Annotated in this window: 13 protein-coding genes; 6 read left to right on the forward strand and 7 right to left on the reverse strand. The window is 52.4% G+C overall.

The features are described 5' to 3' along the window. Nucleotides 1-60 precede the first annotated feature (60 nt). Nucleotides 61-831, reverse strand: coding sequence for an ABC transporter permease (locus tag FEK66_RS03200; protein ID WP_064525104.1), 771 nt, complete (start codon nucleotides 829-831; stop codon nucleotides 61-63). Then, nucleotides 828-1,754: an ABC transporter ATP-binding protein gene (locus tag FEK66_RS03205; protein ID WP_000150638.1), complete on the reverse strand. Its 927-nt coding sequence runs from the start codon at nucleotides 1,752-1,754 to the stop codon at nucleotides 828-830. The genes FEK66_RS03200 and FEK66_RS03205 overlap by 4 nt, the downstream gene beginning before the upstream one ends. A gap of 108 nt (nucleotides 1,755-1,862) precedes the next feature. Here FEK66_RS03205 and can point away from each other — a divergent pair, with 108 nt between their 5' ends. Then, nucleotides 1,863-2,525 carry a carbonate dehydratase gene (gene can, locus FEK66_RS03210; protein WP_130204959.1) on the forward strand — a complete coding sequence of 221 codons (663 nt, stop codon included), beginning with the start codon at nucleotides 1,863-1,865 and terminating at the stop codon, nucleotides 2,523-2,525. 40 nt (nucleotides 2,526-2,565) lie between these two features. Here can and hpt read toward each other — a convergent pair whose 3' ends face one another. Then, nucleotides 2,566-3,102: a hypoxanthine phosphoribosyltransferase gene (hpt, locus tag FEK66_RS03215; RefSeq protein ID WP_000683335.1), complete on the reverse strand. Its 537-nt coding sequence runs from the start codon at nucleotides 3,100-3,102 to the stop codon at nucleotides 2,566-2,568. Between the two features lie 205 nt (nucleotides 3,103-3,307). Here hpt and gcd point away from each other — a divergent pair, with 205 nt between their 5' ends. Next, the gene (gcd, locus tag FEK66_RS03220; RefSeq protein ID WP_135493466.1) at nucleotides 3,308-5,698 is read left to right on the forward strand and encodes a quinoprotein glucose dehydrogenase; all 2,391 of its coding nucleotides are present in this window, start codon (nucleotides 3,308-3,310) and stop codon (nucleotides 5,696-5,698) included. Between the two features lie 46 nt (nucleotides 5,699-5,744). Here gcd and cueO read toward each other — a convergent pair whose 3' ends face one another. Continuing rightward, nucleotides 5,745-7,295 (reverse strand): multicopper oxidase CueO, encoded by a 1,551-nt coding sequence (gene cueO, locus FEK66_RS03225; protein ID WP_131161236.1) that lies wholly within the window; start codon nucleotides 7,293-7,295, stop codon nucleotides 5,745-5,747. 164 nt (nucleotides 7,296-7,459) lie between these two features. On the opposite strand from cueO, the gene FEK66_RS03230 reads away from it, so the two are divergent. From FEK66_RS03230 to speD, 3 genes are all read left to right on the forward strand, one after another. Then, the gene (locus FEK66_RS03230) at nucleotides 7,460-7,807 is read left to right on the forward strand and encodes a YacC family pilotin-like protein (RefSeq protein ID WP_000846617.1); all 348 of its coding nucleotides are present in this window, start codon (nucleotides 7,460-7,462) and stop codon (nucleotides 7,805-7,807) included. 105 nt (nucleotides 7,808-7,912) lie between these two features. After that, on the forward strand, nucleotides 7,913-8,779 hold the full coding sequence (gene speE, locus FEK66_RS03235; RefSeq protein ID WP_135493465.1) for a polyamine aminopropyltransferase: 867 nt from the start codon (nucleotides 7,913-7,915) through the stop codon (nucleotides 8,777-8,779). Between the two features lie 15 nt (nucleotides 8,780-8,794). After that, nucleotides 8,795-9,589 carry an adenosylmethionine decarboxylase gene (gene speD / locus FEK66_RS03240; protein ID WP_130260722.1) on the forward strand — a complete coding sequence of 265 codons (795 nt, stop codon included), beginning with the start codon at nucleotides 8,795-8,797 and terminating at the stop codon, nucleotides 9,587-9,589. Nucleotides 9,590-9,626: 37 nt separating this feature from the next. Here speD and yacL read toward each other — a convergent pair whose 3' ends face one another. Together yacL and acnB are read right to left on the reverse strand one after the other, a co-directional pair. Beyond that, nucleotides 9,627-9,989, reverse strand: coding sequence for a protein YacL (yacL, locus tag FEK66_RS03245; RefSeq protein ID WP_000384304.1), 363 nt, complete (start codon nucleotides 9,987-9,989; stop codon nucleotides 9,627-9,629). A 175-nt stretch (nucleotides 9,990-10,164) separates the two neighbouring features. Then, entirely contained in the window at nucleotides 10,165-12,762 is a 2,598-nt protein-coding gene (gene acnB / locus FEK66_RS03250; protein WP_130204951.1) for a bifunctional aconitate hydratase 2/2-methylisocitrate dehydratase, read from the reverse strand. A 354-nt stretch (nucleotides 12,763-13,116) separates the two neighbouring features. Between acnB and FEK66_RS03255 the strand changes: the two genes are divergently transcribed. After that, nucleotides 13,117-14,970 carry a DUF3300 domain-containing protein gene (locus tag FEK66_RS03255; protein WP_138211411.1) on the forward strand — a complete coding sequence of 618 codons (1,854 nt, stop codon included), beginning with the start codon at nucleotides 13,117-13,119 and terminating at the stop codon, nucleotides 14,968-14,970. 242 nt (nucleotides 14,971-15,212) lie between these two features. Here FEK66_RS03255 and lpdA read toward each other — a convergent pair whose 3' ends face one another. Then, complete coding sequence (gene lpdA, locus FEK66_RS03260) at nucleotides 15,213-16,637, reverse strand: dihydrolipoyl dehydrogenase (protein ID WP_135493487.1); 1,425 nt, start codon at nucleotides 16,635-16,637, stop codon at nucleotides 15,213-15,215. Between the last annotated feature and the right edge of the window lie 31 nt (nucleotides 16,638-16,668).

The raw sequence follows: 16,668 nt of genomic DNA on the forward strand, positions 1-16,668 counted from the left end.
GATAAAGGGTGATAGTCGTCAAAACTCCTCTCCCCCGAATCCAGAGGAGAGGAACTAGCCTTAGCTGCGCAGACCGCGTCCGCGCTGGATCAGCGACCAGCAGATCAGATAAAACGCAATAATAAAAATAACCAGCACACCAAAAGTAGTAACCAGCGGCACATCATTAATGCCGAGGAAGCCGTAGCGGAATCCACTGATCATATAAACGATTGGGTTGAGATGCGACAGCCCCTGCCAGAACGGTGGCAACAAGGTCAGTGAGTAAAACACCCCGCCCAAATACGTGAGTGGCGTTAACACAAAGGTTGGTACCAGGCTGATGTCATCAAACGTTTTGGCAAACACACCATTAAGCAATCCGGCAAGAGAGAACAACACCGCCGTGAGCACCAGCGTTAAAGCGACAAATACCCACGAATGCACCTGAAACGGTACAAAGAACAGCGAAATTGCTGTCACCAGCATACCAACAAGCAGTCCGCGCGCTACGCCACCGCCGACATATCCGGCAATAATGACGTGAGTCGGAACCGGAGCGACCAGCAGTTCTTCAATATTACGCTGGAACTTGGCGCCAAAAAATGATGAAGCGACGTTGGCGTAGGCATTGGTGATTACCGACATCATGATCAGCCCCGGAACAATGAACTGCATATAGCTGAAGCCATGCATATCGCCAATACGCGAACCAATCAGGTTACCGAAGATGATAAAGTAAAGGGTCATGGTGATAACCGGTGGCACCAGCGTCTGTATCCAGATACGCATAAAGCGATGGATCTCTTTCGCCCAGATGCTTTTTAACGCCACCCAGTAAAGATGCATCATGTGCGATCTCCTTGTTTTTCATTAACCAGTGAAACAAACAACTCTTCCAGACGGTTAGCTTTGTTACGCATACTTAATACCTGAATGCCCTGCTCACTTAACTGCGTGAATACGCTGTTGATCCCCTGCTCACGCAGCACTTCAACTTCCAGCGTCGCGGTATCCACCAGTCGATACTGATAGCCATCGAGTTTCGGTAACGGGCTTTTCGGTGCGAGATCGAGAATAAAGGTTTCTGATTTCAGCTTCGCCAGCAGCGCCTTCATCGAGGTATTTTCCACCAGTTCGCCGTGTTGAATAATGCCGATATTGCGGCACAGCATTTCTGCTTCTTCCAGGTAATGCGTGGTAAGAATAATGGTGGTGCCTTTGTCGTTTAAATCCTTCAAAAAGCCCCACATTGAGCGGCGAAGTTCAATATCTACGCCTGCGGTCGGTTCGTCCAGAATCAGTAGTTTAGGTTCATGCATTAACGCACGGGCGATCATTAAACGACGTTTCATCCCGCCAGATAACATGCGCGCACGTTCGTTACGCTTTCCCCACAAATCGAGTTGCTTAAGATACTTTTCGCTGCGGATGTACGCTTCTTTGCGCTCTACACCGTAGTACCCCGCCTGATTCACCACAATTTGCTGTACGGTTTCAAACGGGTTGAAGTTAAATTCCTGTGGCACCAGTCCCAACTGACGTTTAGCGTTGACGACATCTTTTTCAAGATCGTAACCAAATACGCTGACCCGCCCGGAGGTTTTATTTACCAGAGAGCTGATAATACCGATAGTGGTTGATTTTCCGGCCCCGTTCGGCCCGAGAAGCGCATAAAAATCACCCGCTTCGACTTGCAAATCTATCCCACGAAGCGCCTGAACGCCGCCTGGATAGGTTTTTTTAAGCTGTTGAAGTTCCAGTGCAATGGTCATAAATTTTTACTTACCTTACGTTCTTACACTTTATCTGTGGTTTAAATCGTCCCGGAGTTGCCCTATATTAGCCAAACGTAATTATTTGGTTACAGGTCGTTAACCTCCATGAAAGACATAGATACACTCATCAGCAATAATGCACTATGGTCAAAAATGCTGGTGGAAGAGGATCCCGGGTTTTTTGAGAAACTGGCACAAGCGCAAAAACCGCGCTTTCTATGGATTGGATGTTCCGACAGTCGCGTTCCTGCAGAACGTTTAACCGGTCTTGAGCCGGGCGAACTCTTTGTTCACCGTAATGTTGCTAACCTGGTCATTCACACCGACCTGAACTGCCTTTCCGTGGTTCAGTATGCAGTGGATGTTCTCGAAGTTGAACACATTATTATCTGTGGCCACTACGGTTGCGGCGGCGTACAAGCCGCAGTTGAAAACCCGGAACTGGGGCTTATCAACAACTGGCTGCTGCACATCCGCGATATCTGGTTCAAACATAGCTCATTGCTCGGCGAAATGCCGCCAGAGCGCCGTCTGGATACCTTGTGTGAACTGAACGTCATGGAACAGGTGTATAACCTGGGCCACTCCACCATTATGCAATCAGCGTGGAAACGCGGGCAGAAAGTGACCATTCACGGCTGGGCCTACGGCATTCACGACGGCTTGCTGCGTGATCTGGATGTTACTGCCACCAACCGCGAAACCCTTGAGCAACGTTACCGTCACGGGATTTCCAACCTCAAGCTGAAACACGCCAACCACAAATAAATATGCCATGCCGGATGCAACACATCCGGCAACTTCACACTTACTCGTCCAGCAGAATCACTTTGCCGATATATGGCAGATGACGGTAACGCTGTGCGTAATCAATGCCGTAACCCACCACAAACTCATCCGGGATCGAGAAACCGATAAATTCTACCGGGACGTTCACTTCACGACGGGACGGTTTATCCAGCAGCGTACAAATCGCCAGCGACTTCGGTTCACGCAGGCTTAAGATTTCACGCACTTTCGACAGTGTATTCCCCGAGTCGATGATATCTTCAACAATCAGCACGTCCTTGCCACGGATATCTTCATCCAGATCTTTGAGGATTTTCACATCACGGGTGGTGGACATGCCGCTACCGTAGCTGGAGGCGGTCATAAAATCGACTTCATGAGATACCTGAACTTCACGGCACAGGTCCGCCATAAACATAAATGAGCCACGCAGCAGACCTACCAGCACCATATCGCTGCCGCTGTCTTTGTAACGCTCAGTAATCTGACGACCCAGTTCGGCGATACGCGCTTTAATCTCCGCTTCGGGGATCATTACTTCTACAGTATGTTTCATATATCTAACCATATGATTTAAAAACAAATCACTTCGCACGGGCGGGATTCAGCACCGCAACAAAGCGCAAGACATGCAGTATACCAGTAAAACTATTCATTCGCGGAATCTGTTAATAAAGCTCAAATTGTGATGACGATCACACATGTTAAAACCTATAATTAATTGCTACTAAAATATTAATGAATTGAAATGGTGTTTCTTTATGGCAATTAACAATACAGGCTCGCGACGATTACTCGTCACGCTAACAGCCCTATTTGCAGCGCTTTGCGGGCTGTATCTACTCATTGGCGGAGGCTGGCTGGTCGCGATTGGCGGCTCCTGGTACTACCCTATCGCTGGCCTTGTGATGCTCGGCGTCGCCTGGATGCTGTGGCGCAGTAAACGTGCCGCGCTTTGGCTGTATGCCGCTCTGCTGCTCGGCACTATGATTTGGGGCGTCTGGGAAGTTGGTTTCGACTTCTGGGCGCTGACTCCGCGCAGCGACATTCTGGTCTTCTTCGGCATCTGGCTGATCCTGCCGTTTGTCTGGCGTCGCCTGGTTATTCCTTCTGGCGGCGCAGTTGCTGCGCTGTTAGTCGCACTGTTGATTAGCGGCGGTATCCTCACCTGGGCCGGATTTCACGATCCGCAAGAAATCAACGGCACTTTAAGCGTCGATACCACACCAGCAGAAGCCATTTCTCCCGTTGCCGATCAGGACTGGCCTGCCTATGGCCGCAATCAGGAAGGTCAACGCTTTTCACCACTGAAACAAATTAACGCCGATAACGTCCATAATCTGAAAGAAGCCTGGGTGTTCCGTACTGGCGATGTGAAGCAGCCGAACGATCCGGGCGAAATCACCAATGAAGTGACGCCGATTAAAGTGGGCGACACCCTTTACCTGTGTACCGCTCACCAGCGTCTGTTTGCGCTCGATGCCGCCAGCGGCAAAGAGAAATGGCATTACGATCCTGAGCTGAAAACCAACGAGTCTTTCCAACACGTAACCTGCCGTGGCGTCTCTTATCATGAAGCCAAAGCTGAAACTGCTTCGCCGGAAGTGATGGCGGATTGCCCGCGTCGTATCATTCTTCCGGTCAATGATGGTCGCCTGATTGCACTCAACGCTGAAAACGGCAAGCTGTGCGAAACCTTCGCCAATAAAGGCGTGCTCAATCTGCAAAGCAATATGCCGGACACCAAACCGGGTCTGTATGAGCCGACTTCTCCGCCGATTATCACCGATAAAACCATCGTGATGGCCGGTTCAGTTACCGACAACTTCTCAACCCGCGAAACGTCTGGCGCGATCCGTGGTTTTGATGTCAACACCGGGGAGCTGTTGTGGGCTTTTGATCCGGGCGCGAAAGATCCGAACGCAATCCCGTCTGACGAACACACCTTTACCTTTAACTCACCCAACTCGTGGGCACCTGCTGCCTATGACGCGAAGCTGGATCTGGTCTATCTGCCAATGGGCGTGACCACACCAGATATCTGGGGCGGTAACCGCACACCGGAACAGGAACGTTATGCCAGCTCGATTCTGGCGCTGAATGCCACCACCGGAAAACTGGCGTGGAGCTACCAGACCGTTCACCACGACCTGTGGGATATGGATCTTCCGGCACAGCCGACGCTCGCGGATATCACCGTCAATGGTCAGAAAGTTCCGGTCATTTATGCTCCGGCGAAAACCGGCAACATTTTTGTGCTCGATCGCCGTAATGGTGAACTGGTGGTTCCGGCCCCGGAAAAACCAGTGCCACAAGGTGCAGCGAAAGGCGATTACGTTACCCCTACTCAACCATTCTCGGAACTGAGCTTCCGTCCGACGAAAGATTTGAGCGGTGCGGATATGTGGGGCGCCACCATGTTTGACCAGCTGGTGTGCCGCGTGATGTTCCACCAGATGCGCTATGAAGGCATTTTCACCCCGCCATCTGAACAGGGTACGCTGGTCTTCCCGGGTAACCTGGGGATGTTCGAATGGGGCGGGATTTCCGTTGATCCGAATCGTGAAGTGGCGATTGCCAACCCAATGGCACTGCCGTTTGTTTCGAAACTGATCCCACGCGGTCCTGGCAACCCGATGGAGCAGCCGAAAGATGCCAAAGGCACGGGTACGGAATCCGGCATTCAGCCGCAGTACGGTGTGCCGTATGGCGTCACGCTCAACCCGTTCCTCTCACCGTTTGGTCTGCCATGTAAACAGCCAGCATGGGGTTATATCTCGGCGCTGGATCTGAAAACCAACGAAGTGGTGTGGAAGAAACGTATTGGTACGCCGCAGGACAGCATGCCGTTCCCGATGCCGGTTCCGGTGCCGTTCAATATGGGTATGCCGATGCTGGGCGGGCCTATCTCCACGGCGGGTAACGTGCTGTTTATTGCCGCTACGGCAGATAACTACCTGCGCGCTTACAACATGAGCAACGGTGAAAAACTGTGGCAGGGTCGTTTACCAGCGGGTGGTCAGGCAACGCCGATGACCTACGAAGTGAATGGCAAGCAGTATGTGGTGATCTCCGCAGGCGGTCACGGTTCATTTGGCACAAAAATGGGCGATTATATTGTCGCTTATGCGCTGCCGGATGATGTGAAGTAACCATAATGCCCGGAGAGATCCGGGCATATTTCCGATTACGGTCTTTTTATACCGTAAACCCTAACATCATCCCCGTATCTTCATGCTCCAGCAGATGGCAGTGCGCCATATAAGCATGCTCTTTCGGTGCATCGTGATTAAACTTCACCAGTACTTCGCTGACATTACCTTCTACCTTAACGGTATCTTTCCAGCCTGCGCGATGCGTCGCTGGCGGTTTGCCATTTTCTGACAAGATACGGAACTGCGTGCCGTGAATATGGAACGGATGCAGCATCATGTCACCCACGCCAGAGATAACCCAACGTTCGTACTGCCCTTTCGCCGCCGCAAACATCGGCTTGTTCATATCAAACGCCTGACCGTTGATTTTATTGGCATGGTGGAAATCGAACTTCCCGCCGTGGTTCATATGATTCATATTGCCATGCCCCATATGGCCCATCATCTGGCTGTGATCCATCCCGGCCATCGCCTGATCGCCATATTTCTCCATCAGCATCTGCATACCCATCATATCGAGCATCGGGTCCATAGAGAGTTGCAGCTTGCGTACCGTCAGCCCCTCCAGAGAAGGTAACGCAGGCAGGCTACTTAATGTGTCTGGCAAAGCACCAGAGGCACTAATGGCAATCGGCTGAATCCGCATTACCGGATGCGGCTTATCAAAAGGCGCGATCGCCATCCCCATCTGGCTGACTGGCAACGTCACCAGGTCAAATGGTTTGTTGTCGTTAACCTCCACCAGCACTTCGAAACGCTCGCCCATCAGCACGGGCAGCTCGCTCACCTTCACCGGTTCAGGCAGCAGACCACCGTCGCTGGCAATCACATACAGCGGGCGATTGTCGCTGGTGGCGAAATTGAGCGAGCGGGCATTACAACCATTAAGCAAACGCAAGCGCAGCCAACCCCGCGGGGCGGCGTGTTGCGGGTAGATTGCACCGTTGGTCAGCAACGTATCACCAAACCAGCCCACGGCGGCGGTCATCACATCCAGTTGATAATCAATCTGTCCGTCGGCGTTAAATTTTTTATCCTGAACGATCACCGGAACATCATCGATACCCCACTGTTTTGGCAGCATTAATTTCAGGATCTCGTCATCTTCAATCACCACCAGACCTGCCAGCCCCATCGCCACCTGACGCCCGGTTTTGCCGTGCTGATGCGGATGGAACCAGCAAGTAGCGGCAGGTTGATCGACGTTCAGCGTCACCGTGCGTTGACCGCCTGGCGGAATAATTCCCTGCGGGCCGCCGTCCACTTCTCCCGGCACTTCCAGCCCGTGCCAGTGCAACGTCGTCTCTTCCGCCAGTTGGTTATTGATATCAACCGTCACGGCTTTACCGCGCTGCAACTTCACCGCAGGCCCTAACAGATTACCGTTATAGCCCCAGGTGGTCGCCGTTTTCCCGGCAAAGGTGGACTGACCTGGCATGATCGATAATCTTATGCGGCCACGAACATCAGAAGTGAGGAGTTCGGGGATCGGCAGTGTTGGACGTTCTGCGGCAAAAACTGTTCGACTCCACAGCGGCAAAGCCGAAGCCACGCCCAGCGCGACGGAATATTTTAAGAAATCACGGCGTTGCATAGTTATTTCCTTATTCTCAAGCAGGCGAAACAAAATCAAACGTTGAGCATAGCCCTTCCCCTTACGGGAAGGTCAAGCCGCAGACACAATTTAATCGACAATAATGGTCGTCGCCTCGCTCACAGTGTGCTAACGTTTATCTTCTTTAAGTCCTGGTAGAAGCAATGAAGACGTTTTTCAGAACAGTGTTATTCGGCAGCCTGATGGCCGTTTGCGCAAACAGTTACGCGCTCAGCGAGTCTGAAGCCGAAGATATGGCCGATTTAACGGCAGTTTTTGTTTTTCTGAAGAACGATTGTGGTTACCAGAACTTACCTAATGGGCAAATTCGTCGCGCACTGGTCTTTTTCGCCCAGCAAAACCAGTGGGATCTCAGCAACTACGACACCTTCGACATGAAATCCCTCGGTGAAGACAGCTACCGCGATCTCAGCGGTATCGGTATTCCCGTCGCGAAAAAGTGCAAAGCCCTGGCCCGCGATTCCTTAAGCCTGCTTGCCTACGTCAAATAATCCCTGATACCTTTTTGTAGAAACATTGACCGTGCAACCACGGTCAATGTTAGCTATTATGTTGCGCTCTTTTTTTACGAGTGTTAACAAAGGAGGTATCAACCCATGGCCGAAAATAAACTGTGGCATGAAACGCTACACGACCAGTTTGGGCAGTACTTTGCTGTAGATAACGTTCTGTATCATGAAAAGACCGATCACCAGGATCTGATCATTTTTGAGAACGCCGCATTTGGTCGCGTAATGGCGCTGGATGGCGTAGTACAAACCACCGAGCGCGATGAGTTTATCTATCATGAGATGATGACCCACGTTCCACTACTGGCCCACGGTCACGCGAAACATGTGCTGATCATCGGCGGCGGGGACGGCGCAATGCTGCGTGAAGTGACCCGACATAAAAACGTTGAGTCAATCACGATGGTGGAAATCGACGCGGGCGTGGTGTCGTTCTGCCGTCAGTATTTGCCCAACCACAACGCCGGTAGCTACGACGATCCGCGCTTTAAGCTGGTGATCGACGATGGCGTCAATTTCGTGAATCAAACCAGCCAGACCTTTGATGTCATTATCTCCGACTGCACCGATCCTATCGGCCCCGGCGAAAGTCTGTTCACCTCAGCATTTTATGAAGGCTGCAAACGTTGCCTGAATCCTGGCGGTATCTTCGTCGCACAAAACGGTGTCTGCTTTTTACAGCAGGAAGAGGCCATCGACAGCCATCGCAAACTCAGCCATTACTTCAGCGACGTTGGCTTTTATCAGGCGGCGATCCCGACCTATTACGGCGGCATCATGACCTTTGCATGGGCGACAGATAACGACGCCTTACGCCATCTCTCAACCGAAATTATTCAGGCGCGTTTTCTCGCCTCTGGCCTGAAATGCCGTTATTACAATCCGGCAGTCCATACGGCAGCTTTTGCCTTACCTCAGTATCTGCAAGACGCACTGGCTTCACAGGCGCTCTAAGGAGAAGATAAGAAATTGAAAAAACTGAAACTGCATGGCTTTAATAATCTGACCAAAAGTCTGAGTTTTTGTATTTACGATATCTGCTATGCCAAAACTGCCGAAGAACGCGACGGTTATATTGCTTATATCGATGAACTCTATAATGCCAACCGTCTGACCGAAATCCTGTCAGAAACCTGTTCCATTATCGGGGCCAATATTCTTAACATCGCCCGCCAGGATTACGAACCACAGGGTGCCAGCGTCACTATTCTGGTGAGCGAAGAACCGGTCGACCCAAAACTTATCGACAAAACAGAACACCCCGGCCCACTGCCAGAAACGGTCGTTGCCCATCTCGATAAAAGTCATATTTGCGTACATACCTACCCGGAAAGCCATCCTGAAGGCGGTTTATGTACCTTCCGCGCCGATATTGAAGTCTCTACCTGCGGCGTGATCTCCCCGCTGAAGGCACTGAATTACCTGATCCACCAGCTTGAGTCCGATATCGTGACCATTGATTATCGCGTGCGCGGCTTTACCCGCGACATTAACGGTATGAAGCACTTTATCGACCATGAGATTAATTCGATTCAGAACTTTATGTCCGAAGATATAAAGACGCTGTATGACATGGTGGATGTAAACGTCTATCAGGAAAATATCTTCCATACCAAGATGTTGCTTAAAGAGTTCGACCTTAAGCACTACATGTTCCACACCAAACCGGAAGATTTAACCGACAGCGAGCGCCAGGAAATTACCGCTGCGCTGTGGAAAGAAATGCGCGAGATTTATTACGGGCGCAATATGCCTGCCGTTTAACGGCCCTGGCGGAGCACGGAGGCTCCGCCTGATTTACCTACTTCTGCTGCACGAAATTACGGTACGCCGCCACCACCTGAAGAAAATCCTCAACGCCGCACAGCGACAAGCTCTCTTCGTCGTAGTAGTTCATCCCCTCTTCCATTTCATCGCCAGCGAATTCCAGTTGATTGGCGCGAACCATCACCTCTTCGCCGTCCATCCATAGCGTGTACTCATGCCCTGCCCGCTGCCAGGAACGTTCGCTACCTTTGAGCGTGCGCGCGGCGTCTTCCACTTCATCAAGCAAGGCCAGGTTTTCTTTCACCTCTTCATTAAACCAGTGCCCGACCACTTCATGCCCCATGGACATGCGCACCTTTACCACTCCGGTAATATCGCGCAGAAATTCGTAATCCATAGTGTGTTCCTCTGCTCCCGGCAATGCGCCGAAATCGCATTGCGCCATTGATGTAATTATCGCAGCCTTATCGGAGAAAAACAGCGGAGCGACGGTGGTTTAGAGATAAAAAAATGCCCGGGAATCACATTCACCGGGCATTGTGTCGTTTATGCGCAGCGCGTGCGCTTACTTATTAAACCGCAGTCTGGAAAATCACCCCGTCCGCTTTTTCGGTGTACTGAGAAAGCTGGTTGAAGTTCAGATAACGGTAAGTATCAACGGCAGTTTTATCCACCTGCGCAACGTAGGTCTGGTACTCTTCCGGCGTCGGCAGTTTGCCAATCAGCGCTGCAACAGCGGCCAGTTCCGCAGAAGCCAGGAAGACGTTCGCGCCAGTCCCCAGACGGTTCGGGAAGTTACGGGTAGAGGTGGAAACCACCGTCGCACCGTCTGCTACACGCGCCTGGTTACCCATACACAGGGAACAGCCAGGGATCTCGATACGCGCACCGCTCTTACCGAAGACGCTGTAGTAGCCTTCTTCTGTCAGCTGCGCGGCGTCCATACGCGTTGGCGGTGCCACCCACAGGCGGGTCGGCAACTGGCCTTTGTGCGCATCCAGCAGTTTACCCGCAGCACGGAAGTGACCGATGTTAGTCATGCAAGAACCGATAAACACTTCGTCGATCTTCTCGCCCTGTACCGCAGACAGCGGACGCGCGTCATCTGGATCGTTAGGTGCACACAGGATTGGCTCTTTAATATCCGCCAGATCGATGTCGATCACTGCCGCGTATTCCGCATCTGCATCGGCTTCCAGCAGCTCAGGATTCGCCAGCCATTTTTCCATGCCCTGAATACGGCGTTCCAGAGTACGACGATCGCCGTAACCTTCCGCGATCATCCACTTCAGCAGGACGATGTTGGAGTTCAAGTATTCGATGATCGGTTCTTTGTTCAGCTTGATAGTACAACCAGCGGCAGAACGCTCGGCGGACGCATCGGTCAGCTCAAAGGCCTGCTCAACTTTCAGATCCGGCAGACCTTCAATTTCCAGAATGCGGCCAGAGAAGATGTTTTTCTTACCTTTCTTCTCAACGGTCAGCAGACCTTGTTTGATCGCATACAGAGGAATGGCGTGTACCAGATCGCGCAGGGTGATACCCGGCTGCATCTTGCCTTTGAAGCGCACCAGAACAGATTCCGGCATATCCAGCGGCATTACGCCTGTTGCGGCAGCAAATGCCACCAGACCAGAACCCGCAGGGAAAGAGATGCCGATCGGGAAACGGGTATGGGAGTCACCACCGGTACCGACGGTATCCGGCAGCAGCATACGGTTCAGCCAGGAGTGGATTACGCCGTCACCCGGACGCAGCGACACACCGCCACGGTTCATAATGAAGTCCGGCAGCGTGTGGTGCGTGTTAACGTCAACTGGCTTCGGATACGCCGCAGTGTGACAGAAAGACTGCATCACTAGGTCAGCCGAGAAGCCCAGGCACGCCAGGTCTTTCAGTTCATCACGGGTCATCGGGCCGGTGGTGTCCTGGGAACCTACAGAAGTCATTTTCGGTTCACAGTACGCGCCTGGACGAATACCTTTCACACCACAGGCGCGACCTACCATTTTCTGCGCCAGCGAGAAGCCACGGTCGCTTTCAGCGACATCTTTCGCCTGACGGAACACATCGCTCTGCGGCAGACCAAGTGCTTCACGCGCTTTGGTGGTCAGGCCACGCCCGATAATCAGCGGAATACGACCACCAGCACGCACTTCATCAATCAGCACGTCGGTTTTCAGTTCGAAGGTCGCCAGCAGCTCGTTGGTTTCGTGGTTACGCACTTCGCCTTTGTACGGGTAAACGTCAATCACATCGCCCATATTCAGGTTAGAGACGTCCACTTCAATTGGCAGTGCCCCCGCGTCTTCCATCGTGTTAAAGAAGATTGGTGCAATTTTACCGCCGAGGCACAGACCACCGCCGCGTTTGTTCGGCACATGCGGAATATCATCGCCCATAAACCACAGTACGGAGTTAGTGGCGGATTTACGCGAAGAACCCGTACCCACAACGTCACCGACATACGCCAGCGGGAAACCTTTCTGTTGCAGAGCTTCGATTTGCTTGATCGGACCAACAGCGCCTGGCTGGTCTGGCTCAATGCCTTCACGGGCGTTTTTCAGCATCGCCAGCGCGTGCAATGGGATGTCCGGGCGCGACCACGCATCCGGTGCCGGAGAAAGGTCATCGGTGTTGGTTTCGCCAGTGACTTTGAAGACGGTAACGGTCAGTTTTTCAGCCAGCGCCGGGCGATTCAGGAACCATTCGGCATCCGCCCAGGACTGCATTACCTGCTTCGCGTATTTGTTGCCTGCTTTGGCTTTCTCTTCTACGTCATAGAAGTTATCGAACATCAGCAGCGTGTGGGACAGTGCTTTGGCAGCGATCGGTGCCAGTTTGGCATCATCCAGCGCGTCGATCAGCGGATGAATGTTGTAACCACCCTGCATGGTGCCCAGCAGTTCGATGGCTTTTTCCGGAGTCAGCAGTGGGGATTTGGCTTCGCCTTTGGCGACAGCAGCCAGGAAGCCTGCTTTTACATAGGCGGCTTCATCGACGCCAGGGGGAACACGGTTGGTTAACAGATCTAACAGGAATTCTTCTTCGCCCGCGGGCGGGTTTTTCAGCAGCTCTACAAGCGCGGCCATTTGGTTTGCATCCAGGGGTTTGGGCGCAATCCCCTCAGCGGCACGCTCAGCTACGTGCTTACGGTATTCTTCTAGCACGACGGTTCTCCTCGCTCTCATTGTCATAGTGCGGCAGGCGATTCTCTTCACGCTCCTGTGAGACAGCAGTTTGTAGGGTAAATGCCCAGTACCGCAACGGGCAGAATAGCAGGATTTTGACGATGTGTTAATCTGTTTACAAAAAAGCAACATAAAAAAGTGGCTGAATCGTTAAGGATGGTCTAGAGATTGTTTCCCTCCGTAAAAACTTCGTTAATTCGCATGATGATAATCACCTTTCTCAACGAATCCCAAGATTAGTCAAAATTTAAACTACCGCCTCTTTATACTCAGATTTACAGCACCTGCGGGTGGCAGTTCGCCGACCATTGCGATTTCCTTGAGATCCGAATTATGAAAATGACTTTGCCGTTTAAACCCCATGTGCTGGCGCTAATTTGCAGTGCCGGGCTTTGTGCCGCCTCTGCCGGGCTATATATAAAAAGCCGCACAGTGGAAGCACCTGTGGAACCGCAATCGACACAACAGACTGCGCCTGACATCACCGCAGTTACGCTTCCTGCAACGGTTTCCGCGCCCCCCGTAACGCCTGCCGTCGTCAAATCTACATTCAGCATTGCACAAATCGATCAATGGATCGCGCCCGTCGCGCTATATCCCGACGCTCTGCTTTCGCAGGTGCTGATGGCATCGACCTATCCGGCAAATGTCGCCCAGGCCGTGCAGTGGTCGCACGACAACCCGCTCAAGCAAGGTGATGCCGCTATTCAGGCAGTGTCCGACCAGCCGTGGGACGCCAGCGTCAAATCACTTGTGGCTTTTCCGCAATTGATGGCGTTGATGGGGGAAAACCCGCAATGGGTACAAAATCTTGGCGACGCGTTTCTGGCGCAGCCGCAGGATGTGATGGACTCGGTACAACGTTTGCGGCAACTGGCGCAACAAACCGGGTCACTGAAGTCATCAACTGAACAAAAGGTCATCACGACAACGAAAAAAGTCGTACCGGCAAATCAGCCCGCCAGCGCCCCTGTCACACAATCAAATACCGTTTCTACGTCCAGCCCCGTCGTCGCTGAACCTGCGCCAACCGTAATAACCATTGAGCCCGCCAATCCGGATGTAGTTTATATTCCCAACTACAACCCAACCGTGGTTTACGGCAGTTGGGCCAATACCGCTTATCCGCCGGTTTACCTGCCGCCGCCAGCCGGAGAACCGTTTGTTGACAGCTTCGTGCGCGGATTTGGCTACAGCATGGGCGTTGCTACCACGTATGCACTATTCAGCAGCATCGACTGGGACGATGACGATCATGACCATCATCATCATGACGATGATGATTATAATCACCACGATGGCGGTCATCGTGACGGTAATGGCTGGCAACACAACGGCGACAACATCAATATCGACGTCAACAATTTCAACCGTATTACTGGTGAGCATCTTACTGACAAGAATATGGCATGGCGGCACAATCCAAACTACCGCGATGGTGTGCCTTATCATGATCAGGATATGGCAAAACGGTTTCACCAAACCGATGTTAAAGGCGGCATGAGTGCCACACAGTTACCTGCCCCAACGCGCGACAGCCAGCGCCAGGCGGCAGCAAGTCAGTTTCAGCAACGAACACACGCAGCACCAGTCACTACGCGAGATACCCAGCGTCAGGCTGCGGCACAGCGGTTTAATGAAGCGGAACACTATGGCAATTATGACGACTTCCGCGAGTTCAGCCGCCACCAACCACTGACCCAGCAGCAAAAGGACACCGCTCGCCAGCGTTATCAGTCTGCCTCGCCTGAGCAGCGCCAGGCGGCCCGCGAGAAAATGCAGACTAACCCGCAGAACCAGCAGCGAAGAGAGGCGGCGCGTCAGCGTTATCAATCTGCCTCGCCTGAACAGCGCCAGGCGGCTCGCGAGAAAATGCAGACTAACCCGCAGAACCAGCAGCGAAGAGAGGCGGCGCGTCAGCGTATCCAGTCGGCCTCGCCTGAGCAGCGTCAGGCGGCCCGTGAGAAAATGCAGACCAGCCCGCAGAATCAACAGCAAAGAGATGCAGCACGTCAGCGTATCCAGTCTGCCTCGCCTGAGCAGCGTCAAGTTGCGCGGGAGAAAATTCAGGAGAGCCGCCCGCAACGTCTGAACGACAATAACCATACTGCCCGATTGAATAATGAGCAACGGTCAGCGGTACGCGAACGGTTGTCTGAGCGTGGAACAAGGAGACTGGAAAGGTAAATTGCAGGCATAAAAAAAGCGGCGTAGTTAGCCGCTTAAGACTGATGACAAACATCGAATTGCCCGATACGCAAGTTTATCGGGCCTACATAGCTCCTGCAATATATTGAATTTGCATGATTTTGCAGGTCGAATAAGGCGTTCACGCCGCATCCGGCATCAACAACGAGCACTTTATCAACAATCTGAAGCGGCCTGGTCAGCCGCTTCTTAATTTACCGGATGTTCCGGCACAAGAAGAATTACTTCTTCTTCGCTTTCGGGTTCGGCAGGTCGGTGATGCTACCTTCGAACACTTCTGCTGCCAGGCCCACAGACTCGTGCAGAGTCGGGTGCGCGTGGATGGTCAGCGCGATGTCTTCAGCGTCACAACCCATTTCGATCGCCAGACCGATTTCACCCAGCAGCTCGCCGCCGTTGGTACCGACAATCGCACCACCGATCACACGGTGAGATTCTTTGTCGAAAATCAGCTTGGTCATACCGTCTGCGCAGTCGGAAGCAATAGCACGGCCAGATGCAGCCCACGGGAAGGTGGCGGTTTCGTAACTGATGCCTTTCTCTTTCGCTTCTTTCTCGGTCAGCCCCACCCATGCAACTTCTGGTTCGGTGTACGCGATAGACGGGATAACTTTCGGATCGAAGTAGTGTTTTTGACCTGCGATAACTTCAGCGGCAACGTGACCTTCGTGAACACCTTTGTGTGCCAGCATCGGCTGACCGACGATATCGCCGATAGCAAAGATGTGCGGCACGTTAGTGCGCAGCTGTTTGTCAACGCGGATGAAGCCACGGTCGTCCACTTCCACGCCAGCTTTGCCTGCATCGAGGTTTTTACCGTTCGGCACACGACCAATCGCTACCAGTACGGCGTCGTAACGCTGCGGTTCAGCGGGTGCTTTTTTGCCTTCCATCATCACATAAATACCGTCTTCTTTCGCTTCAACGGCGGTAACTTTGGTTTCCAGCATCAGGTTGAATTTCTTGCTGATACGCTTGGTGAAGACTTTAACGATGTCTTTGTCCGCCGCCGGGATAACCTGGTCGAACATTTCAACCACGTCAATCTGTGAACCCAGCGCGTGGTATACGGTACCCATTTCCAGACCGATGATACCGCCACCCATTACCAGCAGGCGTTCTGGTACTTCTTTCAGTTCCAGCGCGTCAGTGGAGTCCCAGATACGCGGATCTTCATGCGGAATAAACGGCAGTTGGATCGGGCGAGAACCCGCTGCAATGATCGCGTTGTCGAAGTTGATCACGGTTTTACCGTTCTCACCTTCAACTTCCAGGGTGTTAGCCCCGGTAAATTTACCCAGACCGTTGACCACTTTGACTTTGCGGCCTTTCGCCATACCAGCCAGACCACCGGTCAGCTGATTGATCACTTTCTCTTTCCAGGTACGAATCTTGTCGATATCGGTTTTCGGTTCGCCGAAGACGATACCGTGTTCAGCCAGCGCTTTGGCTTCTTCGATAACTTTTGCTACGTGCAGCAGTGCTTTAGAAGGGATACAGCCGACGTTCAGGCAAACACCGCCAAGGGTGTTGTAACGTTCTACGATTACGGTTTCCAGACCTAAATCAGCGCAACGGAAGGCAGCGGAGTAACCTGCGGGGCCTGCCCCAAGTACCACGACCTGAGTTTTGATTTCAGTACTCATCATGACCTCTATATATTTATCTCCGGCGGTC

It is taken from the genome of Escherichia sp. E1130 (assembly GCF_005781065.1).
Classification (GTDB): Bacteria; Pseudomonadota; Gammaproteobacteria; order Enterobacterales; family Enterobacteriaceae; genus Escherichia.

Excerpts from the sequence above, each read along its gene's own strand:
- FEK66_RS03200 (WP_064525104.1), bottom strand. The coding sequence starts at position 831 with ATGATGCATCTTTACTGGGTGGCGTTAAAAAGCATCTGGGCGAAAGAG.
- FEK66_RS03205 (WP_000150638.1), bottom strand. The coding sequence starts at position 1,754 with ATGACCATTGCACTGGAACTTCAACAGCTTAAAAAAACCTATCCAGGC.
- can (WP_130204959.1), top strand. The coding sequence starts at position 1,863 with ATGAAAGACATAGATACACTCATCAGCAATAATGCACTATGGTCAAAA.
- hpt (WP_000683335.1), bottom strand. The coding sequence starts at position 3,102 with ATGAAACATACTGTAGAAGTAATGATCCCCGAAGCGGAGATTAAAGCG.
- gcd (WP_135493466.1), top strand. The coding sequence starts at position 3,308 with ATGGCAATTAACAATACAGGCTCGCGACGATTACTCGTCACGCTAACA.
- cueO (WP_131161236.1), bottom strand. The coding sequence starts at position 7,295 with ATGCAACGCCGTGATTTCTTAAAATATTCCGTCGCGCTGGGCGTGGCT.
- FEK66_RS03230 (WP_000846617.1), top strand. The coding sequence starts at position 7,460 with ATGAAGACGTTTTTCAGAACAGTGTTATTCGGCAGCCTGATGGCCGTT.
- speE (WP_135493465.1), top strand. The coding sequence starts at position 7,913 with ATGGCCGAAAATAAACTGTGGCATGAAACGCTACACGACCAGTTTGGG.
- yacL (WP_000384304.1), bottom strand. The coding sequence starts at position 9,989 with ATGGATTACGAATTTCTGCGCGATATTACCGGAGTGGTAAAGGTGCGC.
- FEK66_RS03255 (WP_138211411.1), top strand. The coding sequence starts at position 13,117 with ATGAAAATGACTTTGCCGTTTAAACCCCATGTGCTGGCGCTAATTTGC.
- lpdA (WP_135493487.1), bottom strand. The coding sequence starts at position 16,637 with ATGAGTACTGAAATCAAAACTCAGGTCGTGGTACTTGGGGCAGGCCCC.